This is a genomic window from Ramlibacter sp. JJN2-2R (assembly GCF_057747835.1).
This window is the reverse complement of sequence record NZ_CM173226.1, coordinates 3,305,579-3,322,312: the sequence shown is the minus strand read 5'-3', so window position 1 is coordinate 3,322,312 and position 16,734 is coordinate 3,305,579. Positions and strand designations below refer to the sequence as shown.

16 protein-coding genes are annotated in these 16,734 nt (G+C 72.5%); 9 read left to right on the top strand and 7 right to left on the bottom strand.

Translation table 11 applies throughout. The features are described 5' to 3' along the window. Window position 1 precedes the first annotated feature (1 nt). From hisF to AC3ANR_RS16065, 8 genes are read left to right on the top strand one after another with little or no spacing between them, the layout of a single operon-like run. Window positions 2–769 (top strand): imidazole glycerol phosphate synthase subunit HisF, encoded by a 768-nt coding sequence (gene hisF, locus AC3ANR_RS16100; RefSeq protein ID WP_488289118.1) that lies wholly within the window; start codon window positions 2–4, stop codon window positions 767–769. Beyond that, complete coding sequence (gene hisH, locus AC3ANR_RS16095; protein ID WP_488289117.1) at window positions 766–1,407, top strand: imidazole glycerol phosphate synthase subunit HisH; 642 nt, start codon at window positions 766–768, stop codon at window positions 1,405–1,407. Before hisF ends, hisH begins: the two co-directional genes overlap by 4 nt. Next, the gene (locus AC3ANR_RS16090; RefSeq protein WP_488289116.1) at window positions 1,404–2,111 is read left to right on the top strand and encodes an acylneuraminate cytidylyltransferase family protein; all 708 of its coding nucleotides are present in this window, start codon (window positions 1,404–1,406) and stop codon (window positions 2,109–2,111) included. Before hisH ends, AC3ANR_RS16090 begins: the two co-directional genes overlap by 4 nt. Further along, on the top strand, window positions 2,108–3,118 hold the full coding sequence (gene neuB, locus AC3ANR_RS16085) for an N-acetylneuraminate synthase (RefSeq protein ID WP_488289115.1): 1,011 nt from the start codon (window positions 2,108–2,110) through the stop codon (window positions 3,116–3,118). Before AC3ANR_RS16090 ends, neuB begins: the two co-directional genes overlap by 4 nt. Continuing rightward, window positions 3,115–4,248 carry a UDP-N-acetylglucosamine 2-epimerase gene (gene neuC / locus AC3ANR_RS16080; RefSeq protein WP_488289114.1) on the top strand — a complete coding sequence of 378 codons (1,134 nt, stop codon included), beginning with the start codon at window positions 3,115–3,117 and terminating at the stop codon, window positions 4,246–4,248. The genes neuB and neuC overlap by 4 nt, the downstream gene beginning before the upstream one ends. A 1-nt stretch (window position 4,249) precedes the next feature. Continuing rightward, window positions 4,250–4,876, top strand: coding sequence for a NeuD/PglB/VioB family sugar acetyltransferase (locus AC3ANR_RS16075; RefSeq protein ID WP_488289113.1), 627 nt, complete (start codon window positions 4,250–4,252; stop codon window positions 4,874–4,876). After that, the gene (locus AC3ANR_RS16070; RefSeq protein WP_488289112.1) at window positions 4,873–6,375 is read left to right on the top strand and encodes a DegT/DnrJ/EryC1/StrS family aminotransferase; all 1,503 of its coding nucleotides are present in this window, start codon (window positions 4,873–4,875) and stop codon (window positions 6,373–6,375) included. The genes AC3ANR_RS16075 and AC3ANR_RS16070 overlap by 4 nt, the downstream gene beginning before the upstream one ends. Continuing rightward, window positions 6,344–8,164 carry a polysaccharide biosynthesis protein gene (locus AC3ANR_RS16065; protein ID WP_488289111.1) on the top strand — a complete coding sequence of 607 codons (1,821 nt, stop codon included), beginning with the start codon at window positions 6,344–6,346 and terminating at the stop codon, window positions 8,162–8,164. Before AC3ANR_RS16070 ends, AC3ANR_RS16065 begins: the two co-directional genes overlap by 32 nt. 6 nt (window positions 8,165–8,170) lie before the next feature. Here AC3ANR_RS16065 and AC3ANR_RS16060 read toward each other — a convergent pair whose 3' ends face one another. Further along, the gene (locus AC3ANR_RS16060) at window positions 8,171–8,806 is read right to left on the bottom strand and encodes an LON peptidase substrate-binding domain-containing protein (RefSeq protein WP_488289110.1); all 636 of its coding nucleotides are present in this window, start codon (window positions 8,804–8,806) and stop codon (window positions 8,171–8,173) included. Between the two features lie 58 nt (window positions 8,807–8,864). On the opposite strand from AC3ANR_RS16060, the gene AC3ANR_RS16055 reads away from it, so the two are divergent. After that, window positions 8,865–9,413, top strand: coding sequence for a YggT family protein (locus tag AC3ANR_RS16055; RefSeq protein ID WP_488289109.1), 549 nt, complete (start codon window positions 8,865–8,867; stop codon window positions 9,411–9,413). A gap of 4 nt (window positions 9,414–9,417) precedes the next feature. On the opposite strand, the gene accD is transcribed toward AC3ANR_RS16055, so the two are convergent. The 6 genes from accD to AC3ANR_RS16025 are packed head-to-tail and all read right to left on the bottom strand — an operon-like array spanning window position 9,418 to window position 16,695. After that, window positions 9,418–10,290 (bottom strand): acetyl-CoA carboxylase, carboxyltransferase subunit beta, encoded by an 873-nt coding sequence (gene accD, locus AC3ANR_RS16050; protein WP_488289108.1) that lies wholly within the window; start codon window positions 10,288–10,290, stop codon window positions 9,418–9,420. A gap of 30 nt (window positions 10,291–10,320) precedes the next feature. Continuing rightward, complete coding sequence (gene trpA / locus AC3ANR_RS16045; RefSeq protein ID WP_488289107.1) at window positions 10,321–11,130, bottom strand: tryptophan synthase subunit alpha; 810 nt, start codon at window positions 11,128–11,130, stop codon at window positions 10,321–10,323. Further along, complete coding sequence (gene trpB / locus AC3ANR_RS16040; RefSeq protein ID WP_488289106.1) at window positions 11,127–12,374, bottom strand: tryptophan synthase subunit beta; 1,248 nt, start codon at window positions 12,372–12,374, stop codon at window positions 11,127–11,129. Before trpB ends, trpA begins: the two co-directional genes overlap by 4 nt. Beyond that, a complete protein-coding gene (locus AC3ANR_RS16035; protein ID WP_488289105.1) occupies window positions 12,352–13,074 on the bottom strand; it encodes a phosphoribosylanthranilate isomerase in 723 nt (240 codons plus the stop codon). Before AC3ANR_RS16035 ends, trpB begins: the two co-directional genes overlap by 23 nt. After that, window positions 13,071–13,853: a tRNA pseudouridine(38-40) synthase TruA gene (gene truA, locus AC3ANR_RS16030; RefSeq protein ID WP_488289104.1), complete on the bottom strand. Its 783-nt coding sequence runs from the start codon at window positions 13,851–13,853 to the stop codon at window positions 13,071–13,073. The genes AC3ANR_RS16035 and truA overlap by 4 nt, the downstream gene beginning before the upstream one ends. A 25-nt stretch (window positions 13,854–13,878) precedes the next feature. After that, the gene (locus tag AC3ANR_RS16025) at window positions 13,879–16,695 is read right to left on the bottom strand and encodes a motility hub landmark protein FimV (protein WP_488289103.1); all 2,817 of its coding nucleotides are present in this window, start codon (window positions 16,693–16,695) and stop codon (window positions 13,879–13,881) included. Window positions 16,696–16,734 lie beyond the last annotated feature (39 nt).

The window sequence follows — 16,734 nt, the reverse complement described above, 5'->3', positions numbered from 1 at the left end:
CATGCGCCATCTCCGGATCATCGCCCGGCTCGACATCAAGGGCCCCAACCTGATCAAGGGCGTGCATCTGGAGGGCCTGCGCGTGGTGGGCGACCCCCACGAGCATGCGCTGCGCTACTACCGCGAGGGCGCCGACGAACTGCTGTTCATCGACATCGTCGCCAGCCTCTACCAGCGCAACAACCTGTCGGACATCATCAAGCGCGCGGCCGACCGCGTGTACGTGCCGATCACGGTCGGCGGCGGCATCCGCTCGCTCGACGACGTCTCCACCATGATGCATTCGGGCGCCGACAAGGTGGCGATCAACACGGCCGCGATCGCCCGGCCCGAACTGGTCACCGAGGTGGCGCGCCGCTACGGCTCGCAGTGCATGGTGCTCGGCGTGGAGGCCAAGCGCGTCGCGCCCGGCAAGTGGGAGGCGTACACCGACAACGGCCGCGAGCGCACCGGGCGCGACGTGGTCGCGTGGGTGCGCGAAGCCGTGGATCGCGGCGCCGGCGAGGTGCTGCTCACGTCGGTGGACCAGGAAGGCACGCGCAAGGGCTTCGACGTCCCGCTGGTGCAGCAGGTGTGCGACGCGGTGCGCGTGCCGGTCACGGCCAGCGGCGGCTTCGGCCAGCCGGCGGACATCGCGGCCGTCGCGCCCACCGGCGTGAGCGCGCTGGCCATCGCCGACGCGCTGCACTGGAAGCGGATGTCGCTGGCCGAGATCAAGCAGCACGCGCGCGCCGCCGGGCTGGACGTGCGGATGGAGCAGCCGCAATGAACGGCCCCTCCGTCACCGTCCTGGACTACGGCATCGGCAACCTGCTGAACGTGCTTCGGGCGCTGGAGCACTGCGGCGCCTCGGTGCGCGTGGTGCAGCGGGCGTCGGCGGAGGTGCTCGCGGCCGACCGCCTGGTGCTGCCCGGCGTCGGCGCGTTCGGCGACGGCATGGCGGAGCTGCGCGCGCGTGGCTTCGACGACCTGGTGCGCCGCTTCGCCGGCACCGGCCGCCCGTTCCTGGGCATCTGTGTCGGCCTGCAGATGATGTTCGACGCGGGCGAGGAGATGGGCGAGCACCAGGGGCTGGGCCTGCTGGCCGGCCGGGTCAAGCCGGTGCCGGCGACCGACACCGCCGGGCAGCCGCAGCGCATCCCGCACATCGGCTGGCGTCCGCTGCAGCCGGCGGCGCCCTGGGAGGGCACGATCCTGGAAGGCGTCACGCCGGGCGAGAGGGCCTACTTCGTGCACTCGTTCGCCGCCGTGCCCGACGATCCGTCGGTGCGGCTGGCCGATGTGGACTACGGCGGCCACCGGCTCTGTGCCGCCGTGCATCGCGACAATCTCTACGGCTGCCAGTTCCATCCCGAGCGCAGCGCCCATGCGGGCCTGGCGATGCTGCAGCGGTTCCTCGCGCCATGAACGCCGCCGGCCGCACCATCGCCACCATCTGCGCGCGCGGCGGCAGCAAGGGGCTGCCGGGCAAGAACATCCGCCCGTTCGCGGGCAAGCCGCTGATCGTGCACAGCATCGAGCAGGCGCTCGCCTGCCCCGGCATCCAGGGCGTGTACGTGTCCACCGACAGCGACGAGATCGCGGCGATCGCCCGCTCGGCGGGCGCCGAAGTCCCCTTCCTGCGGCCGGCCGAGCTGGCGACCGACCAGGCGGGCAAGCTGCCCGTCATCGAGCACCTGGTCCGGCAGCTCGAAGGGCAGGGGCAGCGCATCGCGCGCATCGTCGACCTGCAGCCCACGTCGCCCCTGCGCGAGCCGGCGGACATCACGGCGGCGATGGCGCTCGATGGCGCCGACCTGGTGGTGAGCGTGCGCGAAGCCGCCGACAACCCGTACTTCAACCTGGTCGAGCCCGGCGCGGACGGCTTCGTGCACCTGTGCAAGGGCGACGGCACGGGCCGCCGGCAGGACACGCCGCCCGTGTTCGCCCTCAACGGCTCGATCTACGTGTGGCGGCGCCAGGCGCTGGCGCATGCGGCGGTGCACGGGCTGTGGAGCGTGCGCATCGCGCCGCACCTCATGCCGCGCTGGAAGTCGGTGGACATCGACGACCTCGAGGATTTCGAACAGGCCGAGTGGCTGCACGCCCGGCACGCGGGAGGCAGGGCATGAGCGTGTTCGTGATCGCCGAGGCCGGCGTCAACCACAACGGCGACCTCGCGCTCGCCCTGCAGCTGTGCGAGGCGGCCCGGGCCGCCGGCGCCGACGCGGTGAAGTTCCAGACCTTCCGGGCGGAGGACCTGGTGGTGCGCGGCGCGCCGACCGCGGCCTACCAGGCGCGCGAGACCGGCGAGGCCGACCAGTTCGAGATGCTGCGCAAGCTGGAGCTGGACGCCGCCCAGCACCATCGCATCCAGGTGCACTGCCGCGCGCTGGGCATCGAGTTCTTCTCCACCCCGTTCTCGGTCGCGGCCGTGGACCTGCTGGTGAACTTGGGCGTGCAGCGGCTCAAGATGCCCTCGGGCGAGCTCACGCACCGCGCGCTCATCGAGCATGCGTCGGCCACCCACCTGCCGCTGCTGATCTCCACCGGGATGGCGACGCTCGAGGAGGCGCACGAAGCCCTGGCCTGGGCCAGCGCGGCGCGCGGCTCGACGCAGGGGCTGGTGATGATGCATTGCACGTCGGCCTATCCGGCGCCCGACGAGGCGCTGAACCTCACGGCGATCGACACCATGCAGCGCGAGCTGGGCGTGCCGATCGGCTACTCGGACCACAGCCTGGGCACCGAAGCCGCGCTTGCGGCCGTGGCGCTCGGCGCGGTGGCGATCGAAAAGCACCTGACGCTGGACCGCACGCTGCCCGGCCCGGACCACAGCGCGTCGCTGGAGCCGGGCGAGTTCGCCGCCATGGTGCGCGGCATCCGCCGGGTCGAGGCGATGCGTGGCGACGGCGTGAAGGCGCCGCGCCCCGAGGAGCGCGATGCGGCCCGGGTGGCCCGGCGCAGTGTCGTCGCCGCCGTCGACATCCCCGCGGGTGCGCGGCTGGAGGCCGGCATGCTGGCCTGCCGCCGGCCCGCGACCGGCATCGCGCCCGCCGAACTCGGCGGCCTGGTGGGCCGCACGGCGCGCCAGGCGCTGGCGGCCGGCACGGTGCTGCAATGGGAGCACCTGGCGTGAGCCGGCGCATCGTCTACCTCAGCGGCACGCGCGCCGATTTCGGCCTGATGGCGTCGACCCTGCGGCAGATCGCCGACACGCCCGGGGTGGACCTGTCGATCGCGGTGACGGGCATGCACCTGAGCGCCGCCCACGGCGCGACCGTCGACGAGGTCCGCGCCAGCGGCCTGCGCATCTGCGGCCAGATTCCCCTGGACATGGACACGCGCTCGGGCGCGAGCATGGCCGCCGGCATCGCCGACTGCCTGCGCGGGCTGACGCCGCTGCTCGAGCGCGAGCGGCCCGACCTGCTGCTGGTGCTGGGCGATCGCGGCGAGATGCTCGCCGGCGCCATCGCCGCGCTGCACCTGGGCATCGCCTGCGTGCACGTGCACGGCGGCGAGCGCTCGGGCACCGTGGACGAACCGGTGCGCCATGCAATCAGCAAGCTCAGCACCTACCACCTCGTCGCCACCGAGGATTCACGCGAGCGCCTGCTGCGCATGGGCGAGGACGCCTCGCGCCTGTTCGTGGTCGGGGCGCCCGGCCTCGACGGTTTGCAGGCCCAGGGGACGGCCGATCGCGCCGGAACGCTGGCCGCACTGGGCCTGGCGCAGGTGCCCGACTTCGTGCTCGCCCTGTTCCACCCCGTCGTGCAGCAGGCCGAAGCCGCCGGCGCACAGGCCGGCGCGGTGCAGCAGGCGCTGCGCGCGGTGGGCCTGCCGGTGCTCTGGCTCGAGCCGAACGCCGATGCGGGCTCCCGGGCCATCCTCGCCTCGCTGGACGCGGCCGCCTGGCCGCCGGGGTCGCGCCGGGTGACGCACCTGGCCCGCGCCGATTTCGTCGCCGCGATGCGGCACTGCGCCGTGATGGTCGGCAACTCCTCGTCCGGGATCATCGAGGCGGCGAGTTTCGGCACGCCGGTGGTGAACGTCGGCGATCGCCAGCGGCTGAGGCTGCACGGCCCGAACGTGGTCGACGTGCCCTGCGAGGCCGCGGCGATCGAGCAGGCGGTGCGCCGGCAGCTCGGGCACGGGCCGTGGCCGTGGGACAATCCCTGGGGCGACGGCCACGCCGGCGAACGGATCGCCGCGCTGCTTGCGAAGCTGCCGCTTCGCGGGCCCCTCCTCGAGAAGATCAACGCCTACTGAAGTGCAAGCGCAGCAAGCTTCGACCCTGGTCATCGTGGGCGCCGGCGGCCACGGGTGCGTCGTCGCCGATGCGGCGCTGCTGGCCGGCAGCTGGCAACGCATCGTCGCCACCGACCGGGATCCCGCGCGCTGCTCGGGCGAGCTGCTGCCCGGCGTGGCGCTCGTGCCCCTGGCCGACGCGCTGGCGATGCCCGGCGCCGTCTTCCACATCGCCATCGGTTCGGCAGAGTTTCGCGCCCGCGAGGCCGCGCCCGTGGCGCAGCGGCTGGCCACCGTGATCCACCCCGCTGCCACCGTCTCGCGCCAGGCCGCCATCGAGCCGGGCGCCTTCGTCGCGGCGCAGGCCGTGGTCGCACCGCGTGCACAAGTGGGCCGCTGCGCCATCGTCAACCACGGCGCCGTCGTCGACCACGACGTGCGCGTGGGCGCCTTCAGCCACATCGCGCCGCATGCCGTGCTGGGCGGCCAGGCCTCGGTGGGCGAGCGCACGCTGGTCGGGGCCAACGCCACGGTGCTGCCGCTCGTGCACGTGGGCGACGCGGTGATCGTGGGGGCCGGGGCCGTCGTGCGCCGGCCGATCGAGGAGCCGGGCACCTATGCCGGCGTGCCGGCCGGGAGGGTGCGATGACGGAGCAGGAATTCCGCGACCTGTGCATCGGGCCGGAGTGCACCGTGCACGACGCGCTCGCGGCGCTGAACCGCACCGCGCGCGGCGTGCTGCTGGTGGTGGGCGAGGGCGGGCGGCTGCTGCGCACGCTGACCGACGGCGACCTGCGCCGCGCCGCGCTCGAGCACGTGCCGGAGCAGTCCGGCGTCGGCCGGCTGCCGCACGGCGCGCCGATCACCATTCCCGACACGGCGCCGTTGCCGGCGGCGCTCGCGCTGCTCGACCAGCACCAGATCGACCATGTCCCGGTGCTCGACGCGCAGGGCCGGCCGGTGGACATCGTGCTGCGGCGCGAGCTCTCCAGCCGCATCTGGCTGTCCTCGCCGCACCTGGGCGAGGAGGAGACCGCGTTCGTCGAGGAGGCCTTCCGCACCAACTGGATCGCGCCGCTCGGCCCGCACGTCGACGGCTTCGAGCGCGAGGTCGCCGCCTATGCCGGCGTCGGCCATGCCGCCGCCCTGAGCTCCGGCACCGCGGCCATCCACCTCGGCCTGCTGCTGCTCGGCGTGCAGCCGGGCGACACCGTCTTCTGCTCGTCGCTCACCTTCGTCGGCAGCTGCAACCCGATCCTGTACTGCGGCGCCCGCCCGGTGTTCATCGACGCCGAGCCGGGCAGCTGGAACATGTCGCCGCAGGCCCTGGAGCGCGCCTTCGACTGGGCGCGCCGCGAAGGGCGGCTGCCGCGCTGCGTGATCCTGGTCAACCTGTATGGCCAGAGCGCCGACATGGACGCGCTGCTGCCGATCTGCCAGCGCCATGGCGTCCCGGTGCTGGAGGACGCGGCCGAATCGCTGGGTGCGACGTACAAGGGCCGCCCCAGCGGCAGCTTCGGGCGCGTGGGCATCTTCTCGTTCAACGGCAACAAGATCATCACCACCTCCGGCGGCGGCATGCTGGTCGCCGACGACGCCGCGCTGGTCGCGCGCGCGCGCAAGCTCTCGACGCAGGCGCGCGAGCCCGCCGCGCACTATGAGCACGCCGAAGTCGGCTTCAATTACCGCATGAGCAACGTGCTGGCCGGCATCGGCCGCGGGCAATTGCGCGTGCTGCCGCAGCGCGTGCAGCAGCGCCGCGCGGTCTTCGAGCGGTACCGCCAGGCGCTGGCGGACCTGCCCGACCTGGGCTGGATGCCGGAGCCGGTCGGCAGCGTGTCCACGCGCTGGCTCACCTGCCTGACGCTGCAAGGCCCCGACGGCCAGGCGCGCCGCGATGCCGTGCTGCGCCAGCTCGAACGCCATTCGATCGAGGCCCGCCCGGTGTGGAAGCCGATGCACCTGCAGCCGCTCTTTGCCGGCGCGCCGTATTTCGCGCACGGCGACGAGGACGTCAGCAAGGGGCTGTTCGAGGCCGGGCTGTGCCTGCCTTCGGGCTCGAACCTGACGCCGGCCGACCTCGACAGGGTAATCGGGCAACTGCGGCGCGCGCTGCATGCCGCGTCCCGCCGCGATGCGCTGGCCTAGGCGCGTCCTGCTCGCCGCGGGCGCCGACCTCGCGCTGGTGCTGCTGGCGTGGTGGATGGCCTTCTGGCTGCGCTTCAACCTGGACATCCCCGACGAATTCGAGGAACTCGCGATCCGGGCGATGCCCTGGTCCCTGGCCGGCTACGCGGCGGCGCTCGCGATCACCGGTGTGTGGCGGCACGTGTGGAGCTACATCGGCCTGCCGGAGCTGCGGCAACTCGTGTTCGGCGTGGGCCTGGGCGCGGCGATCACCGCGGCGGTGGTGCTGGGCTTGCGGCTGCCGTTCTTCCCGCGCTCGGTGCTGCTGCTGCAGCCGGTGCTGTCGCTGGTGCTGCTCGGCGCGGCGCGGGCCATCTGGCGCACGCTGGCCGAGCGCCGGCTTGCCGTCGGCGGCGGCCGGCGGCTGCTGATCGTCGGCTCGCTGCAGGACGCCTCGGGCGCGCTGCGGGCGCTCAAGGGCTCGCAGCAGTGGAAGCCGGCGGGCATCGTCAGCCCGTTCGCTTCGGAGGTGGGCCGCTCGATCCAGGGCCTGCCGGTGTTGGCGACGATCGACGACCTGGGCAGCGCGAGCGCGGCGGTGGAGGCGCAGACCGCGCTGATCGCCAGCCCGCCGGGGTCGCCCGAGCGGAGCGCCGCGCTGCTGGGCGCGAGCGAGGTCGGCGTCACGCTGCTCACCATGCCGCGCCCCGACGAGTGGCTCAAGGCCGAGAGCACGGGGCCGCGCAAGGTCGAACTCGAGGACCTGCTGGGGCGCGCGCCGGTGGACCTGGACGTCGAGGGGCTGGCGGACATGCTGTCCGGCCAGACCGTGCTGGTCACCGGCGCGGGCGGCTCGATCGGCTCCGAGCTGTGCCGGCAGATCGCGCGCTTCGGCGCGGCGCGCCTGGTGTGCGTCGACGTGTCCGAGTACGCGATCTACCAGCTCGAGCAGGAGCTGCGCGAGACGCATCCGCAGCTGCGCGGCGTCTACTACACGGCCAACGTGCGCGAGCCGCAGCGGCTGGCGGCGATCGCGCAGCGGCACCGGCCCGCGGTGGTGTTCCACGCCGCGGCCTACAAGCACGTGCCGCTGATGGAGCAGTTGAACGAGATCGAGGCGCTGCGCACGAACGTGAACGGCACGCTGCACGCGGCGCGGGTGGCGGGCGAGTGCGGGGCCCGCCGCTTCGTGATGATCTCCACCGACAAGGCCGTCAACCCCACCAACGTGATGGGCGCGAGCAAGCGGCTGGCGGAGCTGATGGTGCAGGCCGTGGCCGCGCAGCATCCGCAGACGCGCTTCGTGTCCGTGCGGTTCGGCAACGTGCTGGGCTCCAGCGGCTCGGTGGTCCCCCTGTTCACGGCGCAGATCGCGCGCGGCGGGCCGGTGACGGTCACGCACCCGGACATCGTGCGGTACTTCATGACCATTCCCGAGGCCGCGCAGCTGGTGCTGCAGGCCGGCCTGATGGGGCAGTCGGGGCAGATCTTCGTGCTCGACATGGGCGAGCCGGTGCGCATCGTGGAACTCGCGCGGATGCTCATCCGCCTGTCCGGCCACACCGAGCAGGACATCCCGATCACCTTCAGCGGGCTGCGGCCCGGCGAGAAGCTGTACGAGGAACTGCTGGCCGACGACGAGACCACCCTGCCGACGCCGCATCCCAAGCTGCGCGTGGCCGCGACCTGCGGCCAGTTGCCCGACCCGCAGGCCGTGTGCGCGTGGATCGAGCAGGCCGGTCCCTTGCCCGGCGAGCGCGAGGTGCGCGAGTGGCTGAAGTCGCAGGTGCCGGAGTACCAGCCGCGCTGAGCCCGCTCAGCCGGCGATGCCGGTGCGCACCAGCACGTCGCTCACCAGTTCCAGGCGCACCAGCGGGTTGTCCAGCTCCATCAGCCGCTGCTTGAGCGGCACGGGCATGGGCAGCAGCTCGCACCAGCGATTGGCGACCCAGCCGCAGTCGTCGAACTGCAACGGGGGCGCGATCGGCATCTGCTCGGCAGCGCCCGCCTTCTCCTGCAGCGAGCGCACCAGGTTGGCGAGCGCCGTGGCGGTGGGCCGCAGGTCATCGGGCACCGGCACGGCCTTGTCGGGCTGCAGCTGCTCGACGTCGGCGACCCACAGCCCGTGTTTGAGCTGGTCGCTGGCCCGGATGCGAAAGCGCTGGCCGCCGATCGCCCGGATCACCAGCAGGCCGGGGCGCGGCTGCTCGAAGCGGTCGATCGTCGCCAGGGTGCCGACGGTGGCGAACGCCTCCGGGCCGGCGCCGGGCTGGCGCACCTCCTGGCCCTGCGTGAGCGAGACGACGCCGAACGGGGCGCCGGCGCGCTGGCAGCGGCTGATCATGTCGAGGTAGCGCACCTCGAAGATGCGCAGCGGCAGGACGCCGCCGGGAAACAGCACCGTGTCCAGCGGGAACAACGGCAGCGACTGCAGGGTGAGGGCGGTGGCCAAGGACGGGTCCGACGGATGACGCCGCTATCATCCCATGCAAGAGTGACGGCGGGGGGCCATGGTCTATCAAATCCTTTCATTCCTGCTCGACGTGGCCGCCGGGCTGCTCGGCGGTGCATGCCTGCTGCGGCTGTACATGCAGCACCAGCGCATGCCGTTCGGCAACCCGGTGGGGCGCTTCGTGTTCGCCTTCACCGACTGGCTGATCCTGCCGCTGCGCAAGGTGCTGCCCGCCATCGGCCGGCTGGACACCGCCAGCCTGGTGGCGGCCTACCTGGTCGAGGTGGCGCAATACGCCATCCTGTGGGCGCTGGTCGGCCACGGCGGCTTCGAGGTGGTGTTCGGGCTGGCGCTGCTGGGCGTGGTGCGCCTGGCCATCTCGGCCATGACGGCGCTGGTGATCGTCTACGCGATCCTGTCGTGGGTGCAGAACGACTCGCCGATGACGGACCTGATCGACCGGCTGTGCGCGCCGCTGCTGCGGCCGTTCCGGCGCGTGATCCCGCTGGTGGGCGGCATCGACCTGTCGCCGCTGGCGCTGTTGGTGGTGCTGCAGGTGGTCTCGATGGTGCTGAACGCCGCCACCGGACCGCGCTGGATGTTCTGAGCGGCTAGATGACGGCGTCGGCCGGCTGCCGCAGCAGCATGGCCAGCGTGTGCGCGATGCGCGTGCGCAGCTCGCGGCGGTCGCAGATGAAGTCGACCGCGCCCTTTTGCTGCAGGAACTCGGCGCGCTGGAAGCCCTCGGGCAGCGTGACGCGCACCGTGGATTCGATCACGCGCGGTCCGGCGAAGCCGATCAGCGCCTTGGGCTCGGCGATCACCACGTCGCCGACGAAGGCGAAGCCCGCGCTGACGCCGCCCATGGTGGGGTCGGTCAGCACGCTGACGTAGGGCAGGCCCTTCTTGGCCAGGCGGGTGAGCGCCGCGTTGGTCTTGGCCATCTGCATCAGCGACAGCAGGCCCTCCTGCATGCGGGCGCCGCCGGTGGCGGTGAAGCACACGAACGGCACCTTCTGCTCGATGGCGCTCTCGACGCCGCGCACGAAGCGCTCGCCGACGACGCTGCCCATGCTGCCGCCCATGAAGTCGAACTCGAACGCCGCGGCGACCAGGCTGACGCCGTGCACGGCGCCGCCCATCACGATCAGCGCATCGGTCTCGCCGGTGTTCTCCAGCGCTTCCTTCAGCCGCTCGGGGTAGCGCCGGCTGTCCTTGAACTTCAGCGCGTCGACCGGCAGCACCTCCTGGCCGATCTCCCAGCGCCCCTCGGGGTCGAGGAAGGCGTTGAGCCGGGTGCGCGCGCCGATGCGGTGGTGGTGGCTGCAGTTCGGGCAGACGTTGACGTTCTGCTCCAGGTCGGTCTTGTACAGCACCGTCTCGCAGCTGGGGCACTTGACCCACAGGCCCTCGGGCACGCTGCGGCGCTCGTTGGGGTCCGTGTGTTGGATCTTGGGGGGCAGCAGTTTCTCGAGCCAGCTCATGGGGACGGTGCTCCGGGTGAAGCAGGGATTCTAGTGGTCCAGCGCCTGGCGGATCCCGCGCAGGAAGGACGCCACCTCGGGGACGACGCGCTCGCGCGGCTGGGCTTCGGCCAGCTGGATGATGCGGCTGCCGATCACCACCGCGTCGGCGACCCGGCCGATGGCGCGGGCCGTGCCGGCATCACGGATGCCGAAGCCCACGCCGACGGGGATCTTCACGTGCTCGCGGATGCGCGGCAGCGCCTGTGCCACCGCCTCGGTGTCCAGGTTTCCGGCGCCCGTCACGCCCTTGAGCGAGACGTAGTACACGTAGCCGCTGGCCACGCGCGCCACTTCCTGCATGCGCTGCGGGGTGGACGTGGGGGCCAGCAGGAAGATCAGGTCGAGGCCGGCGGCGCGCAGGTCGGCGGCGAAGCCCTCGCACTCCTCGGGCGGGTAGTCCACGATCAGCACGCCGTCGACGCCCGCGGCCGCGGCATCGCGGATGAAGGCGCCGGCGCCGTGGCCCAGGTCGTACCGTTCGACCGGGTTCGCGTAGCCCATGAGGACCACCGGCGTCGTCGTGTCGCGCTCGCGGAACTGGCGCACCATGGCCAGCACCTGCGCGGTGCCGATGCCCATCGCCAGCGCGCGTTCGCCGGCTTTCTGGATCACCGGGCCGTCGGCCATCGGGTCGGAGAACGGCACGCCCAGTTCGATGACGTCGGCGCCCGCCTCGACCATGCCGTGCATCAGCTCGGGCGTGATGTCGGCGAACGGGAAGCCGGCGGTGACGTAGGGGATCAGGGCCTTGCGGCGGGCGGCCTGCAGGCGCTGGAAGGTAGCGGCGATGCGGCTCATGCCTTGCCGCCCTTGACCTTCAGGCCCCGCATCGACGGGCGGTCGTAGAAGTCGACCCCGGCGAGGTCGGCGACGGTGCCGATGTCCTTGTCGCCGCGGCCGGACAGGTTCACCAGGATGATCTGGTCCTTGGCCATCGTCCTGGCCAGCTTCATCGCGTAGGCGACCGCATGGCTCGACTCCAGCGCCGGGATGATGCCCTCGGTGCGGCACAGGTAGTGGAACGCGTCCAGCGCCTCCTGGTCGGTGATGCCGACGTATTCGGCGCGGCCGATGTCCTTCAGCCAGGAATGCTCCGGGCCGACGCCGGGATAGTCCAGCCCGGCGCTGACGCTGTGCGTCTCGGTGATCTGGCCGTTCTCGTCCTGCAGGATGTAGGTGCGGTTGCCGTGCAGCACGCCCGGGCTGCCGCGCTGCAGCGAGGCCGAGTGCCTGCCGCTGTCCAGCCCCTGGCCGGCGGCCTCCACGCCGATCAGGCGCGTGGCCTCGAACGGGATGTAGGGATGGAAGATGCCCATCGCGTTGCTGCCGCCGCCCACGCAGGCGATCACGGCATCAGGCTGCTGGCCCGCCATCTGCGGCATCTGCTCGATGCACTCGTTGCCGATCACGCTCTGGAAGTCGCGCACCATCATCGGATACGGGTGCGGGCCCGCCACGGTGCCGATGATGTAGAAGGTGTTCTCCACGTTCGTGACCCAGTCGCGCATCGCCTCGTTCAGCGCGTCCTTCAGCGTCCGGCTGCCGGATTCGACCGGGACCACGCGCGCGCCGAGCAGGTTCATGCGGTAGACGTTCGGGCTCTGGCGCTGCACGTCCTCGCTGCCCATGTAGACCACGCACTCTAGGCCGTAGCGGGCACAGATCGTGGCCGTGGCCACGCCGTGCTGGCCGGCGCCGGTCTCGGCGATGACGCGCGGCTTGCCCATGCGGCGGGCGAGCATCGCCTGGCCGATGACGTTGTTGATCTTGTGCGCGCCGGTGTGGTTGAGGTCCTCGCGCTTGAGGTAGATCTGCGCGCCGCCCATCTCGCGGCTCATGCGCTCGGCGTGGTAGACGGGCGAGGGCCGGCCGACGAAGTGCGCCAGCTCATAGCGGAATTCCGCCAGGAAGTGCGGGTCGTGCTGGTAGCGCGCGTAGGCGTCGCGCAGCTCGTTGATCGCGTGGGTCAGCGTCTCGCTGACGAAGCTGCCGCCGTACGGGCCGAAATGGCCGCGCGCGTCAGGCTGTTGATAGGAGGGCATCGGTGGACCTTGCAAGGAGCACGTCGGCGGCGCGCACGGCCGCGACGAACTGATGGATCTTGTCGGGATCCTTCACGCCCTTGGCGCTCTCGACCCCGGAACTCACATCAACGGCCAGCGTCCTGCAACGCGGCCGCACTTGCACGATGCCATCGGCCACGTTTGCAGGCGTCAATCCACCAGACAAGACGAGGTGAGCGTTGACGCTTGGTGGAAGACGTGACCAATTGAAAGCCTTGCCGCCGCCGCCGTATCCCTCGACATGGGCGTCGACGAGGATGGCGCTCGCGCCTGCGTGGCGGTCCGCGAATTTTACCAAGTCGAATGGCGCTGAGTCGTCGAGGGGGATGCGCGCCGCCCGCAGCCAGGCCCGTCGCCCGCCGGCCGACGCCGCCATGCACTGCTCGGGCGTCTCGTCGCCGTGGAACTGCAGCGTCGCGGTGGGCAGCGCCTCGCAGGCCGCTTGCACGGCCGGGGGCGACTCGTTGACGAACAGCAGCACGGGCGTGACGAAGGGCGGCAGCCGGCGCGCGAGCTCGGCGGCGCGGGCGGCGCTCACGAAGCGGGGGCTGGGCGGATAGAGGACGAAGCCGACGGCGTCGGCGCCGGCCTGCACGGCCGCATCGACGTCCTGCTCACGCGTGAGGCCGCAGACCTTGATGCGCGTGCGCTGGCTCGGCAGGGAAGGCGCGGCGGTCATGGCAACCAATCATACGCAGCGGCCCTGGCCGGCAGGCCCCAATGGTCTTCGTACACGGGGCCGAGGAAATACAGGCCGTCGGGGGCGAACGTCGGGGCGGCCGCGTCGCGGCTGCGCGCGGCGATGACCTGGTCGATCCAGCCGGGCGGCTGCTGGCCCTGGCCGACGACGACCAGGCAACCCATGATGTTGCGGATCATGTGGTGCAGGAACGCGTTGGCCTCGAACTCGATGCGCCAGTACGGCCCGCGACGGCTGATCTCCACGCGGCGCATCGTCTTGACCGGCGAGCGCGCCTGGCAGCCGGCGGCGCGGAAGGACGTGAAGTCGTGCTCGCCGAGCAGCCGGGCGGCCGCATCGCGCAGCGCCGCCTCGTCCAGCGGACGGAACACCCAGCCGGCGCGGCCGCTCTCGACGCTCGGCCTCACCGGCGACTCGAGCAGCACGTAGGCATAGCGGCGGGCCAGCGCGCTGGCGCGCGAGTGGAACGCGTCGGGCACGGGATGCGCCCACTGCACGGCGATGTCCGGCGGCAGGAAGGTGTTCGTGCCGCGGACCCAGGAGAACGGCTCGCGTTCCACTTCGGTGTCGAAATGCACGACCTGCATCAGCCCGTGCACGCCGGCGTCGGTGCGCCCGGCGCACACCGTCGAGACGGGGCGGGCGGCGAAGCGGGAGAGGGCGGCCTCGAGCCGGTCCTGCACCGTGCGGCCCGAGGGCTGGCTCTGCCAGCCTTCGTAGGCCTGGCCGAGGTAGCTGATGCCGAGCGCCCACCTCACGGCCGGGCCTTTGCCGCCAGCGGGATCAGCCGATCTCCGCGAGGAGCTTCTGGGCCTTGCTCTTGAGGTCGCCCGAAGCTTCGGCGATCACTTCCTGCGCGAGGCTGCGTGCGCCGTCGGCATCGCCGATGGCGTTGAACTCCTCGGCGAGGGCGAGCTTGGTCGCGAGCGGGTCCTCGCCGTCGTCCATGGCGGCCGGGAAGTCCAGTGACGGCGCTTCCAGGACGTCGGCTGCAGGCGTGGGGGCAGGCGCCGGCGCCGAGTTGCCCAGGTCCAGCGACAACGCGCCGAGGTCGAATTCGATCATCCCCGAGTCGGCTGCCGGCGCGGCAGCGGGCGCGGCGGGTGCCGGCGCAGGCGCGGCGGCGAGGTCCATCGGCTCGGTGCTGAAATCCAGGCCGTTGTCGGGGAGGGTGAGGCTGGGCGCGTCCAGGCGCGCCGGCTCCGTCGTCGTGACGGGCGCCAGGCTGCCGAAGTCCATCTCGAGCGGTTCGTCGAGCGACTGCACCGGCTGGGCTTGCCCGGCGGCCGGGGCGGGCGCTGCCGCGCTCATCCCGGGGACGAAGGTGGCATCGGGATCGAGGGCCGCGGCGGCGGGCGCCGCGGGTTCGTCGCCGAGCGAGAAATCGAGGTCCAGGTCGAGGTCGACGGGGCCGGTGCTGGGCGCGGCCGGCGGCGCTTCGACCGCATTCTGCCGGCCGGTGGCCACGAATGCGTTGGACGCGGCGGCGGCGCCAGCCGCGGCGGCCGTGGCGATCACCGGTGCGGCGACCGGCGCGGCGCTGCCGCCGACCGGTTGGCCGCCTGGCCGGTACATCGGATTGCCGGCATCGAGCTCCTGGCCGAGTTCGCAGATGCGGGCCCATTCGGAGCCCTCGCCATGCGTGAGGCTGTACGCCTCGCTGGCGACCTGCTCGAAGGCCTTGGCGTCGCGGCGCTTGGCATAGATCTCGAGCAGCTTGGCATGGATGGCCACGCGCTGGGGATTGATGCGCACGGCCTCCTTGAGGATCTCCTCGGCCTGCAGGTCGCGGCCGTAGGCGAGGTACACGTCGGCTTCGGCCACCGGGTCGACGTCGCCGGCCGCATCGAGCTGGCTCGGTGAATAGACCATGGACGAGCCGGTCGGCGTGCCTTCGTTGGTGTCCACGCGCTGGCCACCGCTGGCGCCGAAGAACGAGTCGGGCTGCAGCCGGCTCTCGAGGAACGAACTGTCGACCTGGGTGGCCTTGCGCCGCTGGCGCGCCTTCCAGACGCCCAGGCCCAGCAGCAGGGCGAGCACGCCGCCGACGGCGGCGGGGACCAGCGGCTCGTCCATCATCTGGTCGACGAAGCTGGGTTCCGGCGCGGGGGCCGGCGGCGTGGCCGGCTTCCTGGCGGCCGAGGCGCGCGCGGCGGCAGGCGCCGCGGCCACCGGGCTCGAAGTGGCGGCCGCCGGCGCGGAGGCGGCGGCGGTCACGGGCGTTGCAGGCGAACTGGCGGGCGTCGCTGCCACGGGCGCGGAGCCCGCCGCCGCAGCGGCGGCCGCGGGCATGGAGGCCGACCGGGCCGCCGAAGCGGCCACCGATGCCGCCGGGCTGGATGCCGGACGGGCCGCGGACGCGGTGGCCATCGGTGCGGCCGGTGCCGGTGCCGGCGCGGAGGCCGGGCGGGCGGTGGCCGGCGAACCGAGCGCGACCGCGGCGCCGCCGGGGGCGGAGCCGGCCTTGGCCGGCGCAGAGGCAGCCGGCGCGGAGGCAGCGCCCTTGGGGCCGCTGGCCGCGGACGACAGTCCCTTGAGTTCGGCCAGGTTGCGATTGAGTTCCGCCATGCGGGCGGCGGCGTCCTGCGCCGCGCGGTCGCGGGCGATCCTGTCCTCGCCCGCCTTGCCCTGGATGGCGCCCTTGGAGAGGGTCAGCTTGTCCGGTGCGGCGGCCGCGGGCTTCTTCTCGTCGACCTGCGCCTGCACGCGGCCGCTGGATGCACGGTCGGCGCCGGTGGGCGGCGCAGTGGGGACCGAGTCGGCGACCTTGCGGCGGAATTCATTGAAGTCGCGGCTCTGCGCGACGAGCGTCTGGCGGGCCTCGCCGGGCGTGACCGACTCCGCCTGTTCCTGCGACGGCAGGTTGACGACCGCGCCGGCGCGCAGCCGGTTGATGTTGCCGCCGATGAAGGCATCCGGGTTGGCGCGCAGCATCGCGACCAGCATCTGGTCGAGCGACACCGTGGCCGGCTTGTTGGCACCGGCGAGCTTGCCGGCGGTGTCGCCTGCCTGCACGGTCACCTGCTTGCCCTCGCCGGCCGGGGCGGGGCTCTTGGGCGCGCTGGCGGACGGCTGCGGCGCGGCGGCCGCGCGCTGCGGGGCGGCGCGACCGGTGGTGGCGGTGGACGGCGCGGCGCGCGACGGCGTGGCCTGCGGCTGCGATGCGACCGGCGGCAACGGGGTGGACTGCGCGGTGGCGGTGCCCTGGCCCTGCCGCATGCTCGGCGGGTCGAACAGCATCGTGAAGTCGCGCTGGATGCGGCCCGAGGACCAGCTGGTCTCCAGCACGACGTCGACGAACGGCTCGTTGATCGGCCGGTCGCCGGCCAGGCGCAGGAAGTAACGGCCGTCCGGGCGGCGCTGCAGCGTGATGGTCACGTTGGACAGCGCCGAGTTGTATTCCATGCCCGCGCTGCGGAAGGTCTGCGGCGGGGCGATGACCGCGCGCAGGCTGCCTGCTTCGTCGGCCGTGATCTCGGGCAGCTCGATGTCGGCGCGCAGCGGTTCGCCCAACGCGGACTGAACCGTGACGCGGCCCATCGCGAGTGCCTGCGCATCGAACGACGGGACGCTCAACAGCGCGGCCGTGGCGAGCGCCACCGCAGTGGCTTGCCAGGTCCGTGTCGTCTTGCTTGTTGA

Excerpts from the sequence above, each read along its gene's own strand:
- trpB (WP_488289106.1), bottom strand. The coding sequence starts at position 12,374 with ATGCCCTCCTATCAACAGCCTGACGCGCGCGGCCATTTCGGCCCGTAC.
- accD (WP_488289108.1), bottom strand. The coding sequence starts at position 10,290 with ATGAGCTGGCTCGAGAAACTGCTGCCCCCCAAGATCCAACACACGGAC.
- AC3ANR_RS16035 (WP_488289105.1), bottom strand. The coding sequence starts at position 13,074 with ATGACCGCCGCGCCTTCCCTGCCGAGCCAGCGCACGCGCATCAAGGTC.
- AC3ANR_RS16090 (WP_488289116.1), top strand. The coding sequence starts at position 1,404 with ATGAACGCCGCCGGCCGCACCATCGCCACCATCTGCGCGCGCGGCGGC.
- AC3ANR_RS16070 (WP_488289112.1), top strand. The coding sequence starts at position 4,873 with ATGACGGAGCAGGAATTCCGCGACCTGTGCATCGGGCCGGAGTGCACC.
- trpA (WP_488289107.1), bottom strand. The coding sequence starts at position 11,130 with ATGAGCCGCATCGCCGCTACCTTCCAGCGCCTGCAGGCCGCCCGCCGC.
- neuB (WP_488289115.1), top strand. The coding sequence starts at position 2,108 with ATGAGCGTGTTCGTGATCGCCGAGGCCGGCGTCAACCACAACGGCGAC.
- AC3ANR_RS16065 (WP_488289111.1), top strand. The coding sequence starts at position 6,344 with ATGCCGCGTCCCGCCGCGATGCGCTGGCCTAGGCGCGTCCTGCTCGCC.
- hisH (WP_488289117.1), top strand. The coding sequence starts at position 766 with ATGAACGGCCCCTCCGTCACCGTCCTGGACTACGGCATCGGCAACCTG.
- hisF (WP_488289118.1), top strand. The coding sequence starts at position 2 with ATGCGCCATCTCCGGATCATCGCCCGGCTCGACATCAAGGGCCCCAAC.
- AC3ANR_RS16055 (WP_488289109.1), top strand. The coding sequence starts at position 8,865 with ATGGTCTATCAAATCCTTTCATTCCTGCTCGACGTGGCCGCCGGGCTG.